This window comes from Leclercia adecarboxylata (assembly GCF_035787115.1).
Taxonomy (GTDB): Bacteria; Pseudomonadota; Gammaproteobacteria; order Enterobacterales; family Enterobacteriaceae; genus Enterobacter; species Enterobacter adecarboxylatus_E.
Genome location: NZ_JALKTL010000001.1, coordinates 1,478,338 through 1,503,614 on the forward strand (window position 1 = coordinate 1,478,338; position 25,277 = coordinate 1,503,614).

General features: G+C 58.2%; 18 protein-coding genes. 5 read left to right on the top strand and 13 right to left on the bottom strand.

The window, feature by feature from the left end; all coding sequences use genetic code 11:
• The first annotated feature begins 74 nt into the window (after nucleotides 1–74).
• Nucleotides 75–1,094 (top strand): M4 family metallopeptidase, encoded by a 1,020-nt coding sequence (locus tag MXM41_RS06985; protein ID WP_325930709.1) that lies wholly within the window; start codon nucleotides 75–77, stop codon nucleotides 1,092–1,094.
• Complete coding sequence (locus tag MXM41_RS06990; protein WP_325930710.1) at nucleotides 1,095–1,445, top strand: protealysin inhibitor emfourin; 351 nt, start codon at nucleotides 1,095–1,097, stop codon at nucleotides 1,443–1,445. It abuts the gene before it with no gap.
• Here the strand turns inward: MXM41_RS06990 and MXM41_RS06995 are convergent.
• The 13 genes from MXM41_RS06995 to MXM41_RS07055 form a co-directional block, all read right to left on the bottom strand.
• A complete protein-coding gene (locus MXM41_RS06995) occupies nucleotides 1,442–1,663 on the bottom strand; it encodes a zinc ribbon domain-containing protein (protein WP_325930712.1) in 222 nt (73 codons plus the stop codon). The genes MXM41_RS06990 and MXM41_RS06995 overlap by 4 nt on opposite strands.
• Nucleotides 1,664–1,715: 52 nt before the next feature.
• Entirely contained in the window at nucleotides 1,716–2,750 is a 1,035-nt protein-coding gene (locus tag MXM41_RS07000; RefSeq protein WP_325930713.1) for a Gfo/Idh/MocA family oxidoreductase, read from the bottom strand.
• A gap of 61 nt (nucleotides 2,751–2,811) precedes the next feature.
• Nucleotides 2,812–4,365, bottom strand: coding sequence for a peptide MFS transporter (locus MXM41_RS07005; RefSeq protein WP_325930714.1), 1,554 nt, complete (start codon nucleotides 4,363–4,365; stop codon nucleotides 2,812–2,814).
• Between the two features lie 342 nt (nucleotides 4,366–4,707).
• The gene (gene der / locus MXM41_RS07010; RefSeq protein WP_325930716.1) at nucleotides 4,708–6,183 is read right to left on the bottom strand and encodes a ribosome biogenesis GTPase Der; all 1,476 of its coding nucleotides are present in this window, start codon (nucleotides 6,181–6,183) and stop codon (nucleotides 4,708–4,710) included.
• Between the two features lie 110 nt (nucleotides 6,184–6,293).
• Complete coding sequence (gene bamB, locus MXM41_RS07015; RefSeq protein ID WP_325930717.1) at nucleotides 6,294–7,472, bottom strand: outer membrane protein assembly factor BamB; 1,179 nt, start codon at nucleotides 7,470–7,472, stop codon at nucleotides 6,294–6,296.
• A 10-nt stretch (nucleotides 7,473–7,482) separates the two neighbouring features.
• On the bottom strand, nucleotides 7,483–8,103 hold the full coding sequence (locus MXM41_RS07020) for a YfgM family protein (protein WP_325930718.1): 621 nt from the start codon (nucleotides 8,101–8,103) through the stop codon (nucleotides 7,483–7,485).
• A 13-nt stretch (nucleotides 8,104–8,116) separates the two neighbouring features.
• Entirely contained in the window at nucleotides 8,117–9,391 is a 1,275-nt protein-coding gene (gene hisS / locus MXM41_RS07025; protein WP_325930719.1) for a histidine--tRNA ligase, read from the bottom strand.
• 91 nt (nucleotides 9,392–9,482) lie between these two features.
• Nucleotides 9,483–10,601 carry a flavodoxin-dependent (E)-4-hydroxy-3-methylbut-2-enyl-diphosphate synthase gene (gene ispG, locus MXM41_RS07030; RefSeq protein WP_325930721.1) on the bottom strand — a complete coding sequence of 373 codons (1,119 nt, stop codon included), beginning with the start codon at nucleotides 10,599–10,601 and terminating at the stop codon, nucleotides 9,483–9,485.
• A gap of 30 nt (nucleotides 10,602–10,631) precedes the next feature.
• The gene (rodZ, locus tag MXM41_RS07035; protein WP_325930723.1) at nucleotides 10,632–11,642 is read right to left on the bottom strand and encodes a cytoskeleton protein RodZ; all 1,011 of its coding nucleotides are present in this window, start codon (nucleotides 11,640–11,642) and stop codon (nucleotides 10,632–10,634) included.
• Between the two features lie 292 nt (nucleotides 11,643–11,934).
• Nucleotides 11,935–13,101, bottom strand: a complete 1,167-nt coding sequence (locus MXM41_RS07040) for a bifunctional tRNA (adenosine(37)-C2)-methyltransferase TrmG/ribosomal RNA large subunit methyltransferase RlmN (RefSeq protein ID WP_103180711.1) — start codon at nucleotides 13,099–13,101, stop codon at nucleotides 11,935–11,937.
• A gap of 162 nt (nucleotides 13,102–13,263) precedes the next feature.
• Nucleotides 13,264–13,695, bottom strand: coding sequence for a nucleoside-diphosphate kinase (gene ndk / locus MXM41_RS07045; protein WP_325930727.1), 432 nt, complete (start codon nucleotides 13,693–13,695; stop codon nucleotides 13,264–13,266).
• A gap of 155 nt (nucleotides 13,696–13,850) precedes the next feature.
• Nucleotides 13,851–16,190 carry a peptidoglycan glycosyltransferase PbpC gene (gene pbpC, locus MXM41_RS07050; protein ID WP_418936767.1) on the bottom strand — a complete coding sequence of 780 codons (2,340 nt, stop codon included), beginning with the start codon at nucleotides 16,188–16,190 and terminating at the stop codon, nucleotides 13,851–13,853.
• The gene (locus MXM41_RS07055; RefSeq protein WP_325930729.1) at nucleotides 16,177–21,135 is read right to left on the bottom strand and encodes an alpha-2-macroglobulin; all 4,959 of its coding nucleotides are present in this window, start codon (nucleotides 21,133–21,135) and stop codon (nucleotides 16,177–16,179) included. Before MXM41_RS07055 ends, pbpC begins: the two co-directional genes overlap by 14 nt.
• Before the next feature lie 285 nt (nucleotides 21,136–21,420).
• Here MXM41_RS07055 and MXM41_RS07060 point away from each other — a divergent pair, with 285 nt between their 5' ends.
• From MXM41_RS07060 to sseA, 3 genes are all read left to right on the top strand, one after another.
• Complete coding sequence (locus tag MXM41_RS07060; protein WP_325930730.1) at nucleotides 21,421–22,965, top strand: PTS transporter subunit EIIC; 1,545 nt, start codon at nucleotides 21,421–21,423, stop codon at nucleotides 22,963–22,965.
• Between the two features lie 11 nt (nucleotides 22,966–22,976).
• A complete protein-coding gene (locus MXM41_RS07065) occupies nucleotides 22,977–24,344 on the top strand; it encodes a 6-phospho-alpha-glucosidase (protein WP_325930732.1) in 1,368 nt (455 codons plus the stop codon).
• An 89-nt stretch (nucleotides 24,345–24,433) separates the two neighbouring features.
• Complete coding sequence (gene sseA, locus MXM41_RS07070; RefSeq protein WP_325930733.1) at nucleotides 24,434–25,276, top strand: 3-mercaptopyruvate sulfurtransferase; 843 nt, start codon at nucleotides 24,434–24,436, stop codon at nucleotides 25,274–25,276.
• Nucleotide 25,277: the final 1 nt, after the last annotated feature.

The following is a 25,277-nucleotide window of genomic DNA, read 5'->3' on the forward strand; positions in this document are numbered from 1 at the left end:
TACCCGCCGTTTTGCCGCTATGATTTACACTTAAGCTGTTGCTTTTTTCGGCATTGCCATAACAGGAGAGACGCATGACCCGAGCCTGTAGCGTGATCCCACCCTATATTCTTCGCCGCATTATCGAGAGCGGCTCTGAGCCGCAGCAGCGCTGCGCCCGCCAGACCCTGACCCATGTCCAGACGCTGATGGCCCATATGCCGGGAAAACCCGCCGCGCCGCACGTTAACCGAGCCGGGCAGCTGGAGCGGGACATCTATGACGCCAGGCAGACCCAGGAGCTACCTGGCACCCAGGTGCGCTATGAGGGGCAGCACTCTAACGGCGACGTGGCGGTGGATGAAGCCTACGATTATCTGGGCATCACCCATGATTTTTTCTGGAAAAACTATCAGCGCGATTCCCTTGATAACAAGGGGCTGATCCTTACCGGCACCGTGCATTATGGCCGGGAGTATCAGAACGCCTTCTGGAACGGGCAGCAGATGGTGTTTGGCGACGGGGACGGCGAGATTTTTAACCGCTTTACCATCGCCATAGACGTGGTCGCCCACGAGCTGAGCCACGGCGTCACAGAGACCGAAGCCGGGCTTATCTACTTTGAACAGTCCGGCGCGCTGAACGAGTCGTTATCAGACGTATTCGGCGCGCTGGTGAAGCAGTATCACCTTAAGCAAACCGCCGATGAGGCCGACTGGCTGATTGGCGAAGGGCTGCTGGCCGAGGGGGTTAACGGCAAGGCGCTGCGCTCCATGTCCGAGCCGGGAACCGCCTACGACGATCCGCTGCTGGGAAAAGATCCGCAGCCGGGGCACATGGATGATTTTATCAAAACCCGTGAGGACAACGGCGGTGTGCATCTTAACTCCGGCATCCCTAACCGGGCTTTTTACCTGGCGGCCACCGCCATCGGGGGCTATGCCTGGGAAAAGGCAGGCTACGCCTGGTACGATACGGTTTGCGACCGAAACCTGACGCAGGACGCGGATTTTGCCGCCTTTGCAAGGCTGACTATCTATCACGGAGAGAAACGCGCCGGGGCCGACGTCGCGGCGGCCATTGAACAAGCCTGGAAGACGACAGGAGTGCTGTAAATGCAGATCCCGGAACTGACAGACGACGCGGTGGTTGAGCTGGCCCGCGAGGGCGGTGTCGCCTTTATTCCTAATCTGAGCGGCCTGCGGCGTATCGCCCTCTCAGAACTGAGCGCGCAACAGCGCCAGCGGGTGGTTGAGATCCTCGACCAGGCGCTGGTCCTCGGCCAGCCGCCCGGCCAGGCGTCGCCGCCGGGGCGCGGCGATCAGCGCTACTTTCGCATCCAGATCGTCTGGACCCGCCATAACCAGGCGCAGTATACCGATGTGATCCTGCTGGTGCCGGAGCAGGAAGCCCCGCCGTCGCTGATAGATTTGTGGCGCAAGGGCGAAGGCTGCATCTGTGATTAAGCGCCGGGCAGGACGAACTCAACGCGCTTTTTCGAGATCAGGCCGTGGCCGTTCTGGCAAAAATAATCCACCGCACCGCAGGCTTTTAACACCTCAAGCGGCTTATGGCATTCCGGACAGCGCGCTTCCAGAGCAATATCTTTATTACAACTCTCGCAGTGCGCTACGCCGTTTTGCGGCTCCAGCGCTGCATGACACTCCGGGCAGGTAATCGACATGATGACTCCTTTGAAGGGTATTCAGTACAACGTCGATGTTAACACGATGCGTTCAGTGGGGGCCACGCAGCTGTTGCTGTAATGCCAGCAGGCATTCGACTTCTTCCAGCCGGCGCTGGGTTGTGCGGCTCACCTCCTGCGGGTCGCGGTTAAACAGACTCTGCTCGCCGAGAATATGCTCAGCCAGGCAGTGGGCGTAAATCGTGCCGCCAAAACGCCAGCGCTGAACCTGCTCGCCATCGAACAGCTCCAGCACATCCTCCGCCCCTTGACGGTCGTGGCTGATTACCCGTCCATCCCGCAGATGCAGCCGCAGCCCTTTTTGCCCGCCGGATGGCCCGGCATATTTGTTCAGCCAGATATCCACCGGCACGCCGCCCATCGTTCCCTTAAGATGCGCCTCACCTTCCGCGGTGGTCAGATCGCCTCTGGCAATATCGCGCCCCAGCCGATCTTTTGCCGTCACCATCTGCAAGGCCAGATCGCTGCTGCCGCCCAGATAACGCACCGTTTCCCGCATCATCGCCAGCACATGCGTGCCGATATCGAGGATCACCCCGTCCGGGTGGCGAAGCGAGCGGGTATCCGGCTCGCCGGTGGCAAAGTTGAGCGCAATGGGCTCTCCCGCCGCGTTAAATCCGCTCGGTTCCTGTAAAAAACCCTCGATTCTGGCGATGTCAGAGAAGCTCCCGACCAGCCCCAGGCGCACCAGGTTAATGCGCGCCATCCAGTGATCGAGCGTCAGCACCCGGGAAGCCGCCGCCGGTTTTGCCAGCAGCAATCGCAGTTTTTCGGTCTGGGCAAGCGTGGCGACAATGGGTTTTTCGACCACGATCCTGGGGATGGAAGAGGCCAGCGCCTGCTCAAGCACTTCAAGATGTTGCAGTGATGCGGTGGTGATAAAAAGCGTATCGAGAGGCCGGGCAAGGAGGTCGTTGAGCGAAGGACAACGCGTGACGCCAGCCAGGCTCCTGGCGGGCTGGATATCAAAGCCCAGACAGCGAAGCGAATCGCCAAAGGTACTTTTTAATGCGGGCAGATATGCGGTCTCTACTACCGCGCCAAGCCCAACAAAACCAATCTGCATCTCCCACCTCTTTTGTTACACTGCCGGGGCGTAACCACGCCCCGGCCAGTCAGGGCAGGATTCAGGCGTTGGTTACCGGTTTCGGCTCACTTTTCGTTTGTGCATTTTCCAGCATACGACGTACCGGAACAATGAGCACCGTCAGAACGGCGGCACAAATTAGCAGGGCAATGGAGCAGCGCGCGAAGAGATCCGGCAGCATGTCCAGCTGATCGGCCTTCACGTGACCGCCAATCAGGCCTGCCGCCAGGTTGCCCAGCGCGCTGGCGCAGAACCACAGCCCCATCATCTGACCGCGCATTCTTTCCGGAGCCAGCAGGGTCATGGTCGCCAGACCAATCGGGCTCAGGCACAGTTCACCGAGGGTCAGCATCAAAATACTGCCCACCAGCCAGAACGGCGATACGCCCGCCCCACCATTATTGAGAACGTTCTGCGCCGCCAGCATCATCAGGCCAAAGCCTCCTGCCGCGCACAGAATACCGATCACGAACTTGGTGATGCTGCTCGGGCGAATGTTGTTGCTCGCAAGCTTCGGCCACGCCCAGCTAAAGACCGGCGCCAGCAGGATAATAAACAGGGCGTTAATCGACTGGAACCACACCGCCGGGATTTCAAAATCGCCAATCATGCGGTTGGTGTAGTCGTTGGCAAACAGGTTGAATGAGGTCGGCTTTTGCTCAAACGCTGACCAGAAGAAGGCCGCCGAAACCAGCAGGATAAAGCAGACCAGCAGTCTGGCGCGCTCTTTACGGTTGAGGCCAGCGAAAACAAACAGCCAGATAAAATAGAGCGCCACCGAAGCGGCAATCACATAAACCAGCACGCTGGCCACGGCAACCGGGTTAATAACAATCACGCCCTGGGCGATCAGGATGACAATAATCGCAATACCCGCCGCCAGCGCCAGCAGCCAGGCGCCAACACCGTTTTTCTTCGCCACCGGGCTGTTCCAGGTGGAATCCAGCCCCACCTCGCTGTCGTAGCGTTTCATGGCCGGAACGGCAAACAGGCGGAAAATGACCAGCGCCACCAGCATCCCGATACCGCCGATACCAAAGCCCCAGTGCCAGCCGTGCGATTTAATCAGCCAGCCGGAGATCAGCGGCGCGATAAATGAGCCCATGTTGATGCCCATATAGAACAACGAGAAGCCACCGTCACGGCGCGCATCGCCTTTCTTATACAGCGTGCCCACCATCACCGAGATACAGGTTTTGAACAGGCCCGAGCCAAGCACAATAAACATCAGACCGATAAAGAACAGGTTGTTACCCATCACCGCAGAAAGCGCAATCGACAGGTGGCCAAGCGCAATCAGAATCGAACCGTACCAGACCGCTCTCTGCTGTCCGAGCCAGTTGTCCGCCAGCCAGCCGCCGGGCAGCGCGGCCAGGTACATGGTACCGGCAAAGATACCGACGATGGCGGAGGCATTTTCACGTGCCAGCCCCATCCCACCATCATAAACGGTGGCTGCCATAAACAGGATCAGTAACGGACGAATGCCGTAAAATGAGAAGCGTTCCCACATCTCGGTAAAAAATAGCGAGCCAAGGGGATAAGGATGGCCGAAGAAAGTTCGGCTTTCATTTTTATTAACAGAGGATTGCATAATTCTCCCGAGATGATGTGTCGTCATGCTTGTAAACACCGGAAATCAGCCGCACAGCGAGTATTCTGTGCGGCTTTTTTTGCAACCGGCGAAATGTTATTTAACCATTTGATAACCTGACGCTACTTTTGTCCAGCCCCTGATGCACCATCAAAAGATGAAAACTCGACAATCATCTTATTTCTTAGATTTTATGTTGGATAAACATGAATAGTGATTGACATCACATCAATAATTATTCGCTCCTTTCAGATATAAAAAACCCGCGCAGGGCGGGTTTTCAGCAGTTCAGACATAAAAAAACCCGCGACTGGCGCGGGTTTTCGAGCATAACAGCAAGGATTATTTGCTTTTCTTGATGTGCTTAATCAAACGCTTACGCTTACGCATCTGGTTTGGCGTCAGGGTGTTGCGCTTGTTGGCAAACGGGTTATCCCCTTCCTTGAACTGGATACGGATCGGCGTACCCATTACATCCAGCGATTTGCGGAAGTAGTTCATCAGGTAGCGCTTGTAAGAATCAGGCAGATCCTTCACCTGGTTACCGTGAATAACCACGATAGGCGGGTTATAACCGCCCGCGTGAGCATATTTCAGCTTCACGCGACGACCACGTACCAGCGGTGGCTGATGGTCTTCCGCCGCCATGGTCATGATGCGGGTCAGCATCGCGGTACCCACACGGCGGGTGGAGCTGTCGTAGGCTTCACGTACGGATTCAAACAGGTTGCCGACGCCGCTGCCGTGCAGGGCAGAGATGAAGTGCACCCGGGCAAAGTCGATAAAGCCCAGACGGAAGTCCAGGGTCTCTTTCACCTGCTCACGCACTTCATTGCTCAGGCCATCCCACTTGTTGACGACGATAACCAGTGAGCGCCCACTATTGAGGATAAAGCCGAGCAGGGAGAGATCCTGATCGGAGATGCCTTCACGGGCATCGATAACCAGCATCACCACGTTAGCGTCTTCAATCGCCTGCAGGGTTTTGATTACCGAGAATTTTTCCACCACATCGGTGATTTTCCCGCGCTTACGCACGCCCGCGGTATCGATCAGCACGTATTCACGCTCGTCGCGCTGCATCGGGATGTAGATGCTGTCACGGGTGGTGCCCGGCATGTCGTACACCACCACGCGGTCTTCACCAAGGATGCGGTTAGTAAGCGTTGACTTACCTACGTTCGGACGGCCCACAATCGCCAGCTTAATCGGCAGATCCTGCGGGTTGAAGTCATCTTCAGGCTCCTCTTCTTCGCCTTCTTCGCCGTCTTCGAACTGCGCCCAGTATTCTGCGTCTTCATCCACCTCTTCCGGCGGATTGATCTCGTCAACGAAAGGCAGCAGTGCGGTTTCCAGCAGGCTGGTGACGCCGCGACCGTGGGAGGCAGCGATCGGGTAGATATCGCCCAGGCCTAACGACCAGAAATCTGCCATCGCCTGATCGGCATCGATACCGTCGGTTTTGTTCGCCACCAGGAAGGTCGCTTTTTCACGCGAGCGCAGGTGTTTGGCAATGGCGGAGTCGGCAGGCATCAGGCCGGCGCGCGCATCAACCATAAACAGCACAACGTCGGCTTCTTCAATCGCCAGCAGGGATTGCTCCGCCATGCGGGTTTCAACGCCGTCTTCTGTACCGTCGATACCACCGGTATCGATACAGATAAATTCACGACCTTCCACTTCTGCACGACCGTACTTACGGTCACGCGTGAGCCCCGGGAAATCCGCAACCAGCGCATCACGGGTGCGTGTTAAACGGTTAAATAAAGTGGATTTTCCAACGTTCGGGCGCCCGACAAGCGCGACCACAGGTACCATGTTTAAAGCCTCATAAAATTCGATATCACGTCGCGTTTGCGGCGTTTTTTAAAAAATCAAAACGGCCCCTGAAGCAACAGGAGCCGTTGAGTATACTACAACCGCGGTGATTAACGCGTGATCGCGTACAGCGTACCGTCTTTTGCCTGGATCAGCAGTTTGCCGTCAACCGATACCGGCTCGGTCAGGAAGCCGGAACCGTCAACTTTCTCCTGAGCGACAAAACGACCGTTGCTCGGGTCAATCCAGTGCATATACCCTTCGCTATCCCCCACAACCAGGCTGCCGTTATAGAGCGCCGGTGTGGTCAGCAGACGGTGCAGCAGATCGCTTTGCGTCCACAGCGTCACGCCGCCTTCCGTGCTCAGGGCCAGCACGCGATCGTTCTGATCGACCAGATAGATACGGTTACCGTCAACGATGAAATCGTTCACTGAGCCCAGCTCGCGTTTCCACATGATCTGGCCGCTACGCAGATCCATCGCGGTCAGGTTGCCGTTATAGGCCAGCGCATACACTACGCCATTCACAATTACCGGGGTGGTATCTACGTCGCTCAGACGGTCAATTTCGGTCGGACCGGTAGCCTGAGAGATACGCTGCTGCCAGATCAGCTGGCCTTGCTGCATCAGCACGGCGCTGACGCGACCGTTATCACCACCGACAATGGCGGCGCCAAACGCGGAGGCCGGAGCCGATTCACCACGCAGGGAGAGCGCAGGCATATCCAGGTTTACGGTCCACTTCACCGCACCGTCAGCTTCATTCAGAGCCTGCAGCTGACCGTTTGCGGTATGCACCAGCACCATCCCGTCGCTGACGACCGGACGAGAGAGCGCTTCACCCGCTACGCGAGTCTGCCAGGCGATGGAGCCATCGCTGGTGTTAAGGGCATAAACCTGTGCCTTCTCGCTGCCAATATAAACATGACCACCGGCCACCGTCACACCACCGGAAAGCAGAGCTGGCGTGCGTGACAGCCAGCCGCTTTTTTCAGCGAGGTTGACAGACCACACTTCTTTGCCGTCATCGGCGTTAAGGGCTTTCACCGTGCCTTTGCGATCGGCCGCGTAGACCACGCCGTCCGCAGAAGCAGGATGCAGGTTGGAATAGAAATCGCCAATCCCGTCGCCCACGGACGTGCTCCAGGCGGTGGATGGCTCAAACTGGTTTTCAACCGTCGGCAGTGGCGACATGGTGACAACATCTTCTTCGCCGCTGAACAGTGAACAGCCGCTCAATAACGTAACGGAAAGCAGTCCTGGCAGAAGTAATTTACGCAATTGCATCGGGTCCCTCTCAGACGGACAAATTATTTATTTTCATCTGCAGCATTTCGCTCAGCGCGGGTGAGGCGTTGCTTTTCACGCCCGCTTCCCATGCGCTACGCGCGCCCTGTTTGTCACCCTTGCTCAGCAATGCTTCGCCACGCAGGTCGGCAACAATGGCAGCAAAACCTTCGCCTTTAACGCTGTCCAGCGTTTTCAGCGCGTCGTCAGTTTTCTTCTGCTGAACCTGAATACGGGCGAGACGCAGGTTGATAACCGCTTTCAGGTTATCGTCGCTTGCTGATGCCAGACCCTGCTGCAGCTGCGCTGCCGCTTTATCCAGTTCATTTTTATCAACAAACTGCTGAGCCACTTCCAGCGAAGCCAGCGCGCCATAGGTGTTCTTGTTGTCTGCGGCAAATTTCTCTGCCGCTGTCAGCGTTTGCGGCTGATCGGCACGGATTGCGCTCACGGTATTTTCATACTGTAAGGAAGAACCACGCGCAGAGTCGACCTGATGACTGTTCCAGTAACGCCAGCCCACCAGCGCGCCAATACCTAAAACTACCCCAACAGCCAGGGCTTTGCCGTTTTCAGCAAAGAAGCGTTTAATCGCATCAACCTGGTCGTTTTCGTTCTCGTAAATTTCCACGCAGTCCTTCTCCTTAGCCCAGTAGAGTGCGCAAGTGCGCCGCAACGCCGTCCTGCGTTACCGTTGTTTGCTCACCAGAGCGCAGATCTTTCACTACGACATCGCCGTTAGCCACTTCTGACTCGCCGAGTACCAGTGCGATACGCGCGCCCCACTTATCGGCACGGGCGAACTGTTTCTTAAAGTTGCCGCCGCCGTGGTTGGTCATCAGCTTAGCGTCCGGCAGCGCATCGCGCACGCGTTCGGCAAGCTGCATTGCCGCAGACTGCGTTTCCGCGCCTGAGGCTACCAGGTATATATCGACAACAGGATCGGCTTTAAATTCCGGATTAACTGCCTGAACTAACAAAACAAGTCGCTCAAGACCCATGGCGAAGCCAACGGCAGGTGCAGGACGTCCGCCTAACTGCTCGACCAGGCCGTCATAACGACCGCCGGCACAGACGGTGCCCTGCGAGCCCAGGCTGGTGGTGACCCACTCAAATACGGTGCGGTTATAGTAGTCCAGACCACGCACCAGGCGCTGGTTTACGGTGTAGGTAATCCCGGCGGCTTCCAGCAGTTTACACAGACCGGCAAAATGTTCGCGGGAATCGTCATCCAGGTAATCACCCAGGGCAGGTGCATCGTTCAGCAGAGCCTGCACGTCCGGGTTCTTGGAATCCAGCACGCGCAGCGGATTGCTGTACATACGGCGCTTACAGTCTTCATCCAGCTTCTCTTTGTGCTGTTCCAGGAACGCCACCAGCGCATCGCGGTAATTAGCGCGCGCGTCAAGAGAACCAATAGAGTTCAGCTCCAGCGTAACGTGTTCGGCGATGCCCAGCGCGCGCCACCAGCGGGCGGTAAGCATGATCAGCTCTGCGTCGATGTCCGGTCCTTGCAGACCAAAGGCTTCGACACCCAGCTGGTTAAACTGGCGGTAGCGGCCTTTCTGCGGACGTTCGTGGCGGAACATTGGGCCGATATACCACAGGCGCTGCTCCTGATTGTACAGGAGACCATGCTCGATGCCGGCGCGTACACAGCCCGCCGTGCCTTCAGGACGTAAGGTCAGGCTGTCGCCGTTACGATCCTCAAAGGTGTACATCTCTTTTTCAACCACATCGGTAACTTCGCCGATTGCGCGTTTGAATAACGGGGTCTGCTCTACAATCGGCAAACGGATTTCGCTGTAACCGTAGCTGCCGAGCACCTGCTTGAGGGTGCCTTCAATGCGCTGCCAGATGGCGGTCTCGCCAGGCAGATAATCGTTCATGCCGCGAATGGCTTGAATATTCTTTGCCACGTTTGTTCTCTTTCTATAGACAAAAATGAACCCTCAGGTTCATAACCGAAGGGTTCAATCATACACAGGAAGCAGACCGCTTCCCATCACGTTATTTTTCGACCTGTTGCACGCTGATGCGCTGCGCTTCATCAAGCATGGTCGCTTTGGCGCGGATACGGGCTTCAAGCTGGTCAATCATGTCGCTATTATCCAGACGATCTTTGCGAACGCCATCTTCATAGAGACCACTTTTCTTGTTACCGCCCGTAACGCCGAGCGTTGACACCAGCGCTTCACCCGGACCGTTCACCACACACCCGATAATAGAGACATCCATTGGGGTGATGATATCTTCCAGACGCTGCTCAAGGGCGTTCACCGTACCGATAACGTCAAACTCCTGACGCGAGCAGGTCGGACAGGCGATAAAGTTGATGCCACGGGAACGAATACGCAGCGACTTCAGAATATCGAAGCCCACTTTGATCTCTTCGACCGGATCGGCGGCCAGCGAGACGCGCAGGGTATCACCGATGCCTTCGTTCAGCAGCAGGCCGAGGCCAATGGCTGATTTTACCGCCCCACTACGTGCACCACCGGCTTCGGTGATCCCGAGGTGCAGCGGCTGATCGATCTGCTTCGCCAGCAGACGATAGGACTCAACGGCAAGAAATACATCTGACGCTTTCACGCTGACTTTGAACCGATCGAAGTTCAGACGATCGAGATGATCCACATGACGCATAGCCGATTCGAGCAGCGCCTGCGGCGTCGGTTCGCCATACTTTTCCTGGAGATCTTTTTCCAGAGAACCGGCGTTCACGCCGATACGGATGGGGATATTCTTGTCGCGGGCGCAATCGACTACCGCGCGGATACGCTCTTCACTGCCGATGTTGCCGGGGTTGATACGCAGGCAATCGACGCCGTATTCCGCCACTTTCAGCGCGATACGGTAATCGAAGTGAATATCGGCAACCAGCGGAACGGAGACCTGCTGTTTGATGAGTTTGAACGCTTCTGCCGCATCCATTGTCGGCACGGAAACACGAACAATGTCCGCGCCTACGCGTTCTAACGCTTTGATCTGATTGACCGTCGCTTCCACATCGGTGGTGCGGGTGTTGGTCATCGACTGAACGGCGATGGGTGCACCATCGCCAACTGGCACATTTCCGACGTAAATACGCTTCGATTTTCTACGTGGAATAGGAGCCTGGTTATGCATGAAAAATCTCCCGCGTTGCCTGACTGTTACTTACTGTGCTGCTGATTGTTCGGCATTGACGGTCAGACGCGCAACCTGGTTAGTTCTGATAAAACGGCTCAGATCGACAGGTTTACCCTGGAACTGAATCTGGACCGCAGCCGGAGCACCAATTTTAAGCTTGTACGGCGCCTGGCCTGTCAGGTTTAAGCTGCCGTCTTTACGCTGCAGGCCGCTGAACAGTTTTTTGCCCGTTGCATCGGTCACTTCCAGCCAGCAGTCGGCGGTGAAGTTCATCACCAGCGCGTTCGGGTCAACAGGTGCCGCCGTCACGCCTGCCGGATCGGCAGGTAATGTCTGGTTAGTGGCATCCGCCGTTGCTGCCGGAGCGGTGGCAGGTGCAGTATCAACGTTGGCCTGAGAAGGCGAAACCACGGCGTTATCCGCAGGTGCCTGCGCCGTCTGATCGGCGGCTGGCGCAGCAGTTTGCGCCGTTGCCGTATCCTGAGTGCCGGTTGCTGGCGCCTGCGTTTCGCTGGCGGTGGCAGAGGCGTCGGTATTCAATGGGATGCTCTGCGCGCCATCGCCCGCTGAATTATTCAGCTCGGCGGATGTCTGATCGGCCATGGTGGTGATCTCTTCCTGCTGCGCTTTGTGGTTCTGCCACCACCATGCGCCCGTCAGGCCGACTACCACAAACAGTACCAGCCAGGTAAAACTCATCAGCCAGCCATCACGTTTTTTACGGCGTTTGCCCAGCGAAAAACTCTGCATCGGCGCGACTTTCGCCGCCCGTACCGGTGCCTGTTTTTCCATCATTGGCAGCAGTTCGTTTTCGGGGATATGAACCAGTTTCGCATAGGAGCGGATATAACCACGCAGAAACGTTGAAGCAAGATCGGCAGGCGCCTTATCTTCTTCAATATCGCGGACCGTGGAAACCTTCAGACATAAGCGCTCCGCAACGGCTTGCTGGCTTAGTCCGAGTTGTTCACGGGCGTTGCGAAGACGAACGCCAGTGGAAAGTGCTGCATTTTGGTCGTGAGTGGCTTCAGTATTCATTCGCTACAACTACTGGTACGTGAAAATTGAGGATCCTGGCGCCGGTGAGTCACAATGCCACCCGCACCGCGAAACTTCTGGTCAGTTAACCTTAGTAACCCAGCCCAACGCTGTCAGGTTTTCATTGACAGAAGCGGCTTGCCAGTAAGGCTAAACTGTTGTTGCGTCGTTACATACTGCCTTAAAGTCATATAAAACGCACCGTAATTATTACCCATATCCCGGCGCGATGACGGTTTATTCGCATCCGCAGACGTCACGGCGCAAATAACGCGCCGTGACGGCATAATAATTACACGCTCTTAATGGCGATAGCGTCGCCCTGCATGCGTTTACGCAGCGTACGCTTGGTGCGGTCGATAACATCACCGGCCAGCTGACCACAGGCGGCATCAATATCGTCGCCGCGGGTTTTACGCACAATAGTGGTAAAACCATACTCCATCAGAACTTTGGAGAAACGGTCGATACGGCTGTTTGAGCTGCGGCCATACGGCGCGCCCGGGAACGGGTTCCAGGGGATCAGGTTGATCTTGCACGGCGTGTCTTTCAGCAGCGCCGCCAGCTCGTGGGCGTGCTCGGTGCCGTCGTTGACGTGGTCCAGCATGACGTACTCAATAGTGACGCGACCCTGGTTGGCGTTGGACTTCGAAATGTAGCCGCGAACCGAATTCAGGAAGGTCTCGATATTGTACTTCTTGTTGATGGGCACGATCTCATCGCGAATGGTGTCGTTTGGCGCGTGCAGCGAAATCGCCAGCGCAACGTCAATCATATCGCCGAGCTTGTCCAGCGCGGGTACAACGCCTGAGGTAGAGAGCGTGACGCGACGTTTAGACAGGCCAAAACCGAAGTCATCGAGCATGATTTCCATCGCCGGAACCACATTGGTCAGGTTCAGCAGCGGCTCGCCCATCCCCATCATCACCACGTTGGTGATAGGACGGGTGCCGGTGATTTTTGCCGCACCGACGATTTTCGCCGCACGCCACACCTGGCCGATGATTTCTGAAACACGCAGGTTACGGTTAAAGCCCTGCTGCGCCGTGGAGCAGAACTTACACTCCAGCGCACAACCTACCTGGGAGGAGACGCACAGGGTGGCGCGATCGTCTTCCGGAATGTAAACCGTTTCAACGCGCTGATCGCCTACCGCAATTGCCCATTTGATGGTGCCGTCAGCAGAACGCTGCTCTTCCACCACTTCCGGGGCGCGGATTTCAGCCACTTCTTTCAGCTTGTTGCGCAGCACCTTGTTGATGTCGGTCATCTCATCAAAGTTGTCGCTGCAATAGTGGTACATCCATTTCATCACCTGGTCGGCACGAAACGGCTTCTCGCCCATCTCTTTGAAGAACTCGCGCATCTGCTGACGGTTCAAATCCAGCAGGTTGATTTTTCCATTCTTATTCGGAACCGCAGGAATGGCGACTTCGGAGGTGTTAACTAATTCAGACATAATATATTCCGGCCTCGTTGTTACACGTTATGGCCCATGGAGGGTTGAAAAGAAACGCCCCGGAAAGCGGTCTGCTCGTCCGGGGCGTTGCATTGTACAAAGTCTGGTGCAGGGATGCCACGTCTGCACGTGGCATTTACAGAAAAAATATTCCCGCAGGAATTAACGTGTGCGAGCGCACACCTCGCCTTCTGCGAAGAAGTAAGCGATTTCACGTTGGGCAGATTCTACGGAGTCGGAACCGTGGGTGCCGTTCTCGGTGAAGCTGTCAGCGTAGTCTGCGCGCAGGGTACCTGCCAGCGCGTTGTCCGGGTTAGTTGCACCCAGCAGATCGCGGTGACGCTGAACCGCGTTTTCGCCTTCCAGTACGGAAACCACGATTGGGCCAGAGGTCATGAACTCAACCAGACCGTCGAAGAATGGGCGACCTTCGTGCTCAGCATAGAAACCGCGAGCCTGCTCAACGGTCAGATGCAGCATTTTGGTGCCAACGATTTTGAACCCTGCCGCTTCAAAGCGAGCAAAGATGCTGCCAATAACGTTTTTTGCCACCGCGTTTGGTTTAATGATGGAAAAAGTACGTTCAATAGCCATGATTACCTCTGTGATTTGTTCTGTTGTTTTGCATTCATGCGAAATATATGGCGCGGATTATAATGAGCATTGTCGCCATTGCCTATGGATGCACGTAACATTTTTTTAAAATAAGACGAGTTTTAACAACAGATCGTCGCCGAAACGCGTTTTATCTATTGCAGCGTGAAATCCACGGTCGCCACCTGCCCCGCCTCATCCATCACCAGCAGCTGATAATCCCCTGCGTGGTCAAGTTGCAGCGTATACATTCGCCCCTGAACACTCAGCGGTTCCCCGTTAAGAAACCACCAGCGCGGCCCCTCGCTGCCGCTGACCTGCAGAGGTAACGAGACGCGCGGCTCACCCGGCAGACGCTTAATCACCGCTCCCTGACGAATGCCGGAGAGCAGCAGCGGCGCGGGGAAGTTATGGCTGAGCGGCGGGCAGACAGCAGATGCAGGCGGGATACGCGCGGCCCGCCGCTCCGTCTGCGGCAGCCAGGGCTCCAGCGGCAGCGGCCAGACGTCCACGCTTTTTTCCTGCGCCTGCGGGCAGTCTGCCGCCACCCGTTTACCGCTGCTATCCAGCCAGATCGGGAAACGAATGCCGCGAATGCCCTCCTGCTCCGGCAGCAACAGCGTCGGCGGCTGGCTTCCTTCAAGCAGCCACGTCGAGAGTCGACGGCGGCAGTTACTGTCTCCGTCAGGCAGCGACTGCCCACCCGGCCAACAGATGACGCCGCGACTCACCGAGGCGGGACGCGGATCGCGCGGCAGACGCGCCTCATCCAGCGCCGAGCGCGACTGCAGCAGATTGTTGACCTGATTTAACACCGGCACGGCGCTGGCAAAGCCAAACTGTCCGGCTACCGGGGTGCCGTCCGGCCTGCCGGTCCAGATCCCAATCACGTAGCGCGCGTTCAGCCCAATCGCCCAGGCATCGCGATAGCCATAGCTGGTACCGGTTTTTACCGCCAGTGGCACCACCTGCGCAAGGGCGCTGTCCGGCAGCGGCTGCGCCTCATTTGCCAGAATCCGCCGGATAATCCACGCGGCGCCGGGTGATAACAGGGGACGTTCGAGCAGTGGGTCGTCCGGTTTCAGGCGCAGTTTCCCGGCCCTACCCTGCCGGGCAAACGCGCTGTATGCCGCGGCGATATCTTCCAGCCGCGCCCCGGCGCCCCCCAGAATCAGGGACAGGTTCGGCTGAGCACCTGCGGGAAGAAGAAGCGGTAACCCGGCATTACGCAGCATCCCGGCAAACTTCTTCGGCCCGTAGGCCTCCAGCACCTGGACGGCGGGCAGATTCAACGATCGTACCAGCGCTTCGCTCATGCTGATCGGCCCGTGAAAACCGCTGTCGAAGTTGCCAGGCCGGTAATCGCCGGTGCGTCGCGGCACATCCTGCAGCAGCGATGCCGGGTGGATCAGCCCGTCATCCATCGCCAGGCCATAGACAAAGGGCTTCAGCACCGATCCCGGGGATCGGATCGCACCGATCATATCCACGTGGCTGAAACGGCTGTCGTCGTTAATGTCGACCGATCCCACCCAGCCGCGCACTTTCATGTCGGTATGATCCACGACGATCATCGCCAGCGAACTGCGGGGCGGCAGGCGGGATTTCCAGTTCAGCGCCAGCTCCTCCAGCTGGCGTTGCAGCGTAGCGTCCAGGGTAGTCACTATTTTGCTGTCGCGGCTTTTACCCAGCATCATGCGCGAGAACAGCGGCGCCAGCTGCGGCATCTGCCGGGGTGCCAGCCAGACGGGTTCTTCCTGCGACTCCCTGACCTGAGAGGCGGACCAGACGCCCTGGGAAGCCATTCGGTTGAGGACTTTGTTGCGTGCCGCCTCGGCGCGCTGCGGCCAGCGGTCCGGGCGCAAACGGCTCGGCGCCTGCGGCAATACGGCAAGCAGGGCGGCTTCGGAGTAGCTCAGTTGCGCAGGGGATTTTCCCAGATAGACCCAGCTTGCGGCTCCCACGCCCTGGAGGGTGCCTCCAAACGGGGCGCGATTGAGATAGAGCGTCAGTATTTCACGCTTTGAGAGGTGCCATTCCAGCTGGAACGCTCGCCAGAGCTGACGGACTTTACCTCCCAGGGTGCGTGGATGGGGATCCAGCAGGCGCGCCACCTGCATGGTCAGCGTACTGCCGCCCGAGATCACCTTACCGGCACTCAGATCCTGCCAGGCGGCGCGCAGCACCGAGAACGGATTGACGCCAGGGTGATCCCAGAACCAGCGATCTTCATACTGTATCAGCGCCTCGAGATAGCGCGGCGAAACCTCTTCAAGAGTGACCGGGTAGCGCCAGATCCCGTCGCGATCGGCAAATCGCCACAATGGGATGCCCTTCTCATCCACCACCACGCGGGCATGATTGACCTCGTGCAGCGGCAGCGGCCACAGACGATCGGCGGCAACGACGGCGCCCCATAGCAGAAGAATCGCCCCCACCAGCCGCAGCCAGCGGGAGCGTAACAGAGAGCGAACCCGCACGTTACGGAACGACAATCAGCGGGCCGCTGGCCGCACCCGTTGCCCGCCACTGCGGTACGTACATGGACTCCACCATCGGCACGGGCACCGCGTAGGTTCCCGGCGTGACGGCGCGCGCCAGATAGACCAGCGTCACCGGCTGGCCTTCATTCACCGGCACGGCAGCAACAAAGCGATCGTCGCGAAACTCCATATGCTGGATGTCCGCCTGCTGCATCTGGTTGAGCAGGTTTTGCACCTCGCTGCCGCTCTCCTGCAGGCTGGCGCTGCTGCTGGCGAGGTTCTGGTTTTCCAGCTCCAGTCCCGCAGGCAGCAGATCTACCACCAGTGCATCAGGCACGCTCTGGGTGGCGGTGACGTTCAGCCAGACCAGCACCAGCTCGCCGCTTTTCAGGGAGGAGAGTGACTTGCTGCTGCCATCGGTGGCCAGGAACTGCCGTTCAATTTTCAGCACGCTGGAGGCGGGCTGGGGGGCATACTGCGGATAGCCGCTGCTGTCCAGGCGCACCCACAGTGGCGCAGTGCCGGTGTTAGTCACCTGCAGCGCAGCCAGCCGATCGGCATTAAGGTTTTGCACCTGCGGTTTGTCACCCCGCATGCTGCCCTCTGCCAGCGAGGTGGCGGCCTGCCACTCTCCGGAGAGCGTTTGCAGAGAACGACCCGCCAGGAACAGGGCATTGCTCTCCTGGGTAGAGAGCCAGCGCTGGCTGAACGCCTGCTGAGACAGCACGTTCAGCAACGTGTTCTGAGTATCCGGCAGCAGTTTGTACTCTTCCAGCAGGCTGAGCATCATGGCGTTATCGCGAAGCGGGCTGCCGTAATCGGCCAGCCAGTTTTGCGTCTCGCTGCGCGGCGTTTTGACTGCCAGTTCCAGCGCCTGCTGGCTGCGCGGCGCATCGCCCATCAGCTTCAGGGCCAGTCCCAGCTGCATCAACGGCAGGCCAGATTTGGCCTGGGCATGGCGCTCCTGGATTTCACGCAGCGCGCCCAGCGGGGCTTTCTGCTGACGCGCCAGCACCAGCGCGGCATAGGCCTGCACCGCAAACTTGCTGGCAGCGGCGTCGTCACTGTAACGGACAGACATCATGCCCGGATCCTGCAGGTAACGCAGCAGGCGGTTGTTGGCATGAGTGATGGCATCAGACGGGACGCTGTACCCCTGCTCGCCCGCCCGCACCAGGAAATCGGTGACGTAGGCGGTGAGCCAGTACTCTTCCGGCCCGTTTTTATCCCACAGGGCAAAACCGCCGTCGTCACGCTGCATCTGCAACAGTCGTGAGATGCCGACCTCAATAGCTGCCCGGCGTTTCTCGTCGCTGTCGCCCTTAATGCCCAGCGCGCTCAGCTGCGCGGCACTGGTATAGAGCGACGGGAACAGGCCACTGGCGGTCTGCTCCAGACAGCCATACGGATAAGCCTGCAGCTCACGGATATAACGGGCAAGGTTAAGCGGCGGCTTGCCGCTTAGCAGAAGCTGCCCCTGTAACGTCAGCGGTGAGAAATCAGCCAGATGCCGGGCCGGGGCCTGCCAGCTTTCGCCCGGATTAAGCATGGTGCCGGTATTTACCGTCTGTGCCGGGAACGCCGGGCGCACGCCGATCTTCCAGCTCTTTTGCTGTGGCGCAAAGGTTTCGCCGGGCAGCGTCAGGCCGCTCACCTGGGCGGCAATTTCCCCCTCGCCGTAACCGTCCAGCGCCCGCACCGGAATAAACAGCGTCGAGCGTTCACCCGCGGCCAGCTGTACCGGCTGCGGCTGCGCCCCTTCCAGCGCCAGATTGCCGCCTGCGGTCAGGACGACGTTCAGGGTCTGTGGACGATCGGTGAGGTTGGTCAGATCCAGCGTCAGTCTTGCGGTATCGCCGCTGGCGAGGAAACGCGGCGTGTTAAGTTCAGTTATAACCGGTGCGGCAACAATGATTTTGCTCTCACTGCTGCCAAAATCGTCATCGGTCCAGGCCTGCGCCATCAGACGCAGCTCGCCGTTGAAGTCGCCAATGGGTAACGAGACGGTGCCCTCCCCGTTAGCATCCAGCTCTACCGGCTGCGCCTGCTGGGCGATAATGGTGACATGATTAACCGGTGGTTTGCCGCCGCGCTTGAGTTCATCGCCGTCGCCGCCAAAGCGCAACGACGCCAGACGCCCCTGGCCTTCAATCACCTGCCCGTAGATGTCGTAGATGTCCGCGCCATAGCGCTTCTGCCCAAAGAAAGCCTGCCACGGATCCGGGGTAACGTAATCGGTAATATTCAGTACGCCGCTGTCCACCGCCGAGACCAGCACATTGACCTTCTGTGGTGCAGCGCCCTTTTTAACACTGGCCTTCACTTTCACCGCCAGCGTCTGGTTCGGGCGCATTTTGGGCGGGTTCTCAAGGGCGATGCTCAGCCGACGGCTCTCATCCCCCATCGGCAGATGCAGCAAGCCTACCGCCCGTTTTGGCGTGGCCGATTTGGATTTATCGCCGGGGCGAACCACCAGCGTGGAGAGGTAGAGATCGTGGCGTTTCCAGGCCTTATCCACCGGGATGGTCATCTCCAGCCCCTCGGCGGGCACGTCGATCTCTTTCCACCACAGCGGCCCTTCGCTGGACTCAATCATCGCGTAGCCTTTACCCGCCGCCGGCGCGGCAATATGCAGCTTGATGGTATCTCCGGGCTGATACGCCGGTTTATCGAGCTTCATGGTGACGCGATCCGGGCGCGCCGCGCCGGAGCCATCGCTGTTGTCCTGCCAGCTGTAGCCAGCCCAGAAGCGCACGCTGCTCACCGCTTCATCCGGCGCTTTGACCTCAAGACGATAGGATCCCCACTCCACCGGGAAGCTCACTTTTCCTGTTTCGTCGGCGGCCAGATCCAGCGCCTGCTCGCCCTCGATCAGATCTTTTTGATCAAACTGCGACTGCCAGCCGTCGCTTTCGGACCAGTTCCATGAATAGTCGCGGCGCTCGCGGATCAGGCGAACCTGCAAACCGGAAACGGCTTTTTTCGCCCCGCTGGCATCGGCATAGACAATATCGAACCCGGCCTGACTGTTCTCCTCGACAATCGGCTGGTTGACGGTGGTATCGGTGCGGTAGTCATAGACCGCTTTGCTGGCAAACTGCGGACGGATGCCCGGCAGCGTTGCCGCAGGCCAGACGGCCTGTTCCGCCCGGCGGGTCACCGGACGCCCACCGGACTCCAGCAGGCTGGCCTGCAAAATAACCTGCAGCGGTGAGTGGGTCTCTTTCCACTGGCTTTCGCTGGTCACCTGCCCGCGCCCCTGTTCGTTCAGGGTCAGCTGCACTTCATCAAGGCTACGGCTCAGGTTCTCTTCGGCGATATCGCCAAACTGGAAGCCCGGTAGCGCGGCCACGGCGTCACGCAGCGGACGTAAAAAGAGCTGCCCCTGCAGGCTGTTACCGTTGGCGGGCGCGCCGTACAGGTAATACCCCGTCACGTTAAACGCGACCTCATCCTGCGGCGCAACCGGCGCTTTTTGCCCGGCGATATTCAGCGCCATACGCTCTGGCATAAAGTCTTCGACGTGGAAATCCCACAGCCGCTGCTGGTTATCCCCGGTGCTGGCGCGTACATGCCACATCCCGGTTTGCGCCCCACTATCAAGCGGGTAGGTAAAGCGATAGAGACCATTTTCAGGCTGACTGACCACCGTGCGAGCCACCTGGCCATCCGGGCGTAACACCTCCAGCTTTACGGGCTGAGCGGGCAGCGGTTTACCGTCGCTGTCACGCAGCAGACCGTTGAGAATCAGCGTTTCCCCCGGTCGGTAGAGATCGCGCGGACCAAACATAAAGAACTGTTTACTGAAGCCAGGCGCGCCGGAGATGGCAAACTCCGCCAGATCCAGCGCCGGGAGGGTTAAATCCAGCAGCGTGGTCTGTCCGTCTTTACGGGCCAGGAGTAGCGCGGTCTCTTTGTCGGTTTGCAACGTGGCGTGGCCGTCGGCGTCGCTGGTGGCCTGCGCCAGGGTCTGCCCTTTATCGTTAAGCAGTAATACCTCAATGGCCGACTGCGCCGCGCCGTTTTCCAGGCTCTGGGTAAAGATATCCAGCCGGTTATGGTAGCGGTGGGCGGAAAGGCCAATATCGCTGAGGGTAAAGAGCGTGGCGGCGTTACTGTAGTTGTAATGCCCGGCCTGATTCATCACCGCGAGGTAGACCCCTGCCTGCTGTAATGGTTTGATATCCGCCAGCGGCAGCAGCAGTTTTTCGCGCGTATTACGCGCCGGATTAAGGTCGAAGCGACCGGTATAGACCAGCTCCGCCATCTTCAGCAGATTGTCGGATTCCCAGTTAGTCAGTGAGCTGCGGTATTCCCACTGGCTGACGAAGGCGGCCAGTGATTCTGGTTTGATGCGGTAAAAATTCACATCAACGTTATTCACGTTCAGCGCCATCACCGGCAGCCCTTCCACCACCTTACCCGGCAGCAACGAGCCGCGGCTGGCGAAGCCCACGCTCGGCTCAATATCGCGGGTGGTAAGGGTTTTTTCGATGTCGCTGCCCAGGGTGGCTTTATTCAGCCCCAGCAGCGCGCCCTCGACGGTGACCACCAGGTTGCGATTCGGCTCCAGGTGACGCAGGCGCAGCTCCTTCAGATTAGACGCCAGCTCCCATGCCCCATCCACTTTGCCGCTTTTTTTGTCGACCACGTGCACTGTACGGGTGAAATCCTGGCCGGGATCGAGGGGGACAGAGAAGGTCAGCACCAGGGCGGCGGCACCGTCCAGCTGGATTTCAGACGCATCCAGCAGGGTCAGCGCCTTGCCCTGGCTTTGCGCTGCCAGTTTCTCCAGCGCGGCGTCGTCAGGCTTCGCCGGGACAGTCGGTTGTGTGGTGGAAGCAGCCGCCGCAGCGGGCGCCTGCGGTTTGGGCCTGTCGTCACTGTTGTCACAGCCGACAAGCGCCAGTGAAGTGAGCAGCGCTAAAGAAAGTGCGGCGAAACGAAACGGTTTCATCCTTTATCCCTGGCCTCGCGGGCCTGTTGGTCGTCGTCGGGTTAAGTATTATCCGCAAGTTTCATTAATACAAAAGCACTCAATCCAATTATGGATAGCGCCTCGCAAAGTGATTGTCTGCGCTGGACATTGCGCTGCTACAGCGATCACAGCGAATAAGGTTACATGTAACCTTTAACGTCATTTGTTTTTAAAACAAGAAGATATCTGGATAAACAAGCGCTTGCACTGCTAGCTTTATTATCAGACGCACCCTGAGTGCGCGGTTCAATAAGAGAGAACGTTATGAAACGAGCCGTGAACGCCCTACAAAATTTCGGAAAATCATTATACGGACCGGTACTCATCCTGCCGATTGTCGGTCTGTTTATTGCCTTTGGAAATGTGCTGGGTAACGGTGCCCTTGCCGGGTATCTGCCGTTCCTTGGTCATCCGCTGATTCAGAGTATCGGCCAGCTGATCGCCAAATCCGCCGTCTCGGTGCTGGTTAACCTGGCGCTGGTGTTCGCCGTGGGGATCCCCATAGGGCTTGCGACACGTGACAAAGGCTACGCGGCGCTGATTGGTCTGGTGACGTTTGTGGTGTTTATCAACGCCATGAACGTCACGATGCAGCTGCAGGGGGCGCTTGCGCCAGCGGACCAGATGAAAGCCGCTGGACAGAGCATGGTGCTGGGCGTGCAGGTGCTGGAGATGGGCGTGTTTGCCGGGATCCTCACCGGGGCGCTGTCAGGTTATCTGTATAACAAATACTCCGGGGTGCAGTTTAACGGCGCCATGGCGATCTACTCCGGTCACTGCTTCGTCGCCATCATTATGCTTCCGGTCTCAATGCTGCTGGGTGTGGTAATGAGCGAGCTGTGGCCGTTCGCACAGGACGGCATCACCGCCGCAGCCTTGGCCATTAAAGGATCCGGGCCGTTCGGGGTGGCGATTTACGGCTTCCTGGAGCGCATTCTGGTCCCCACTGGCCTGCATCACCTGGTCTATACCCCGTTCCTCTATACCGAGCTGGGCGGTACCCAGGAGGTATGCGGTGCTACTTACCAGGGCGCGCGTAATATCTACTTTGCCGAGATGGCCTGTCCGGAGGTGAAGCAGCTCAGCAGCACCGTCGTCTGGGATGCCCGCGGTATCAGTAAAATGTTTGGCCTGCCTGCCGCCGCGCTGGCGATGTACGTGACCGCAAAACCGGAGCGTAAAGCGGTGGCAAAAGCGATCCTTATCCCGGCGGCGCTGACCTCGTTCCTGGTGGGTGTTACCGAGCCCATTGAGTTCTCTTTCCTGTTCGTTGCGCCGCTGCTGTTCGTGGTGCACGCGGTGCTGACCGGGATCGGCATGATGCTCTTCTCTCTGCTTGGCGTTCATGCCATCGGCGCCAACGGCATTATCGATTTCATTCTCTATAACCTGCCGCTGGGTACGGAAAAATCCAACTGGCCGATGTACATCCTGGTCGGGCTGATCATGTTCAGCCTCTACTTCCTTGTCTTCCGCTTCCTGATCCTGCATTTCGACATGAAAACGCCAGGGCGCGAAGAGGAGGATCAGGAGACCCGTCTGTACAGCAAGCAGGAGTATCAGGCGAAAGGCAGCAACGACGGCTTAGGCGAGGCGATCATCGTCGGCCTCGGCGGGCGCGACAATATTGATGTGGTGGATAACTGCTACACCCGTCTGCGCGTCACGGTTAAGGATGTCGCCATCATCGACGAGCCGCGGCTTAAGGCGACGGGCGCGAAAGGCGTCATCAAGCAGGGCAATAACGTTCAGGTGGTCTACGGGCTGCATGTCAAAAAAATGCGAGAAGCGGTCGAGACGATTCTCTGAAGGAGACAACTATGTTTACACCCCCATTTATACTCTCTATCGCCGGTGGCGGCAGCACCTATACGCCAGGGATTGTAAAAAGCCTGATGGTGCGGCTGGAAGATTTCCCGCTGGCGGAAATTCGCCTCTATGACATTGATGCAGCCCGGCAGCACACTATTGCGCCGGTGGTTGAGAAGGTGATTCGCGATCACAGCCAGAGCATCAAATTCACCGTCACCAGCGATCCGGAAGTGGCGTTCAGCGGCGCCCATTTTGTCTTCGCCCAGATGCGCGTGGGCCAGTACAAAATGCGCGAGCAGGATGAGAAGATCCCGCTGCGTCACGGCGTTGTCGGCCAGGAGACCTGCGGCCCGGGCGGGCTGGCGTATGGCTTGCGTACCATCCTGCCGATGGTCGAGTTGATCGACATGGTTGACCGTTACGCTCACGAAAAAGCGTGGATCGTTAACTACTCCAACCCGGCGGCGATTGTCGCAGAAGGGGTGCGCCGCCTGCGTCCGGACGCCCGGGTGCTGAACATCTGCGATATGCCGGTGGCGGCGATGCGTAACATGGGCGCCATTCTTGGCGTGGATCGCCACACGCTGGAGGTGGACTACTTCGGCCTCAACCACTTCGGCTGGTTTACCCGCGTGCTGGTGGACGGCGAGGACAAACTGCCTGAGCTGCGTCGTCATATCGCCAGATTTGGCCTGCTGACGGAAGATGCGGCCAAAACCGATCCGCAGCACTCCGACCCGTCATGGGTTAAAACCTGGCGCAATATTAAGCCGATTATGGATAATTTCCCGGAATATCTGCCGAACCCGTATTTACAGTACTACCTGATGCCCAATCAGATCGTGGAGCATCAGAACCCGGACTATACCCGTGCCAATGAAGTGATGAACGGGCGCGAGAAAAAGCTGTTTGCCGCCGCCGAAGAGTACAAGCGTACCGGGATCCTGCCGGATGCCTTCCACGTGGGGGTGCACGGCGAGTTTATCGTGGATGTGGCCCGCTCGCTGGCGTTTAACCTGCGTCAGCGCCATCTGGTGATGGTGGAAAACCAGGGAGCCATCGTCAACCTGCCCTACGATGCGATGGTGGAAGTGCCAGCTTATATCACAAGCGAAGGCCCAGAACCGATCCGCATCGGCCGGGTGCCGCTGTTCCATCAGACTCTGCTGCAACAGCAGCTGGCCTCGGAACAGTTACTGGTGGAAGCCACCATCGAAGGCAGCTACGAAAAAGCGTTACAGGCGTTTACCCTCAACCGTACCGTGCCGACCATGGAGCACGCCAAAGCCATTCTTGATGAGATGATCGAGGCTAACCGTGAATACTGGCCTGCGCTGCATAAAGCGTGGCAGGACGGAGAAGCGGTGAAAAAATAAGGGCTTGCTCGCGAGTTGAACGTGGTTCGCTTGTCGGTGTCAGAAAAAACACCGACAATCCATTAATGGATTCATTTATGGAGGCAACCATGTCCACTTCATATTTTGTTGCAGCCGACTGGCTGATTGAGCACCGTGACGACCCTGAAGTGCAGATCCTGGATGCGCGGATGGCGCCGCCAGGCCAGGAGCATCGTGACGTTCCCGCGGAATACCGCGCCGGGCATCTGCCGGGGGCGGTATTTTTTGATATCGAAGCCCTCTCCGATCACACCTCCCCCCTGCCGCACATGATGCCGCGTCCGGAAGCCTTTGCTGTGGCCATGCGCGAGCTGGGCGTCAGCCGGGATAAACATCTGGTGGTGTACGATGAAGGCAACCTCTTCTCCGCCCCGCGCGCCTGGTGGATGCTGAAAACCTTTGGCGTGGAAAAGGTGTCGATCCTGGCAGGCGGCCTTGCAGGCTGGCAGCGGGCTGAGTTGCCGCTCCAGCAGGGCGATGTCTCCCTGCCAGACGGCGATTTTGACGCCACCTTTGCTGCCGGGGCGATCAAGCGCGTGACCGACGTGCTGCTGGCCAGCCACGAACAGACCGCGCAGATTGTTGATGCCCGCCCTGCCCCACGCTTTAACGCCGAGGCCGACGAGCCGCGCCCTGGTCTTAAGCGCGGCCATATTCCCAATTCGCGTAACGTGCCCTGGGGCGATCTGGTGTTTGAGGGCGAGCTGAAAACCACCGACGAACTGCGGGAGATTTTCGCCCGTCAGGGGGTTGATCTGCATCAGCCAGTTGTTGCCAGCTGCGGCTCGGGCGTTACCGCCTGCGTGGTGATCCTGGCCCTTGCGACCCTCGGCAAAACCGACGTGACGCTCTACGACGGGGCCTGGAGTGAATGGGGCGCCCGGGACGATCTGCCGGTTGAACCTGCGTAAC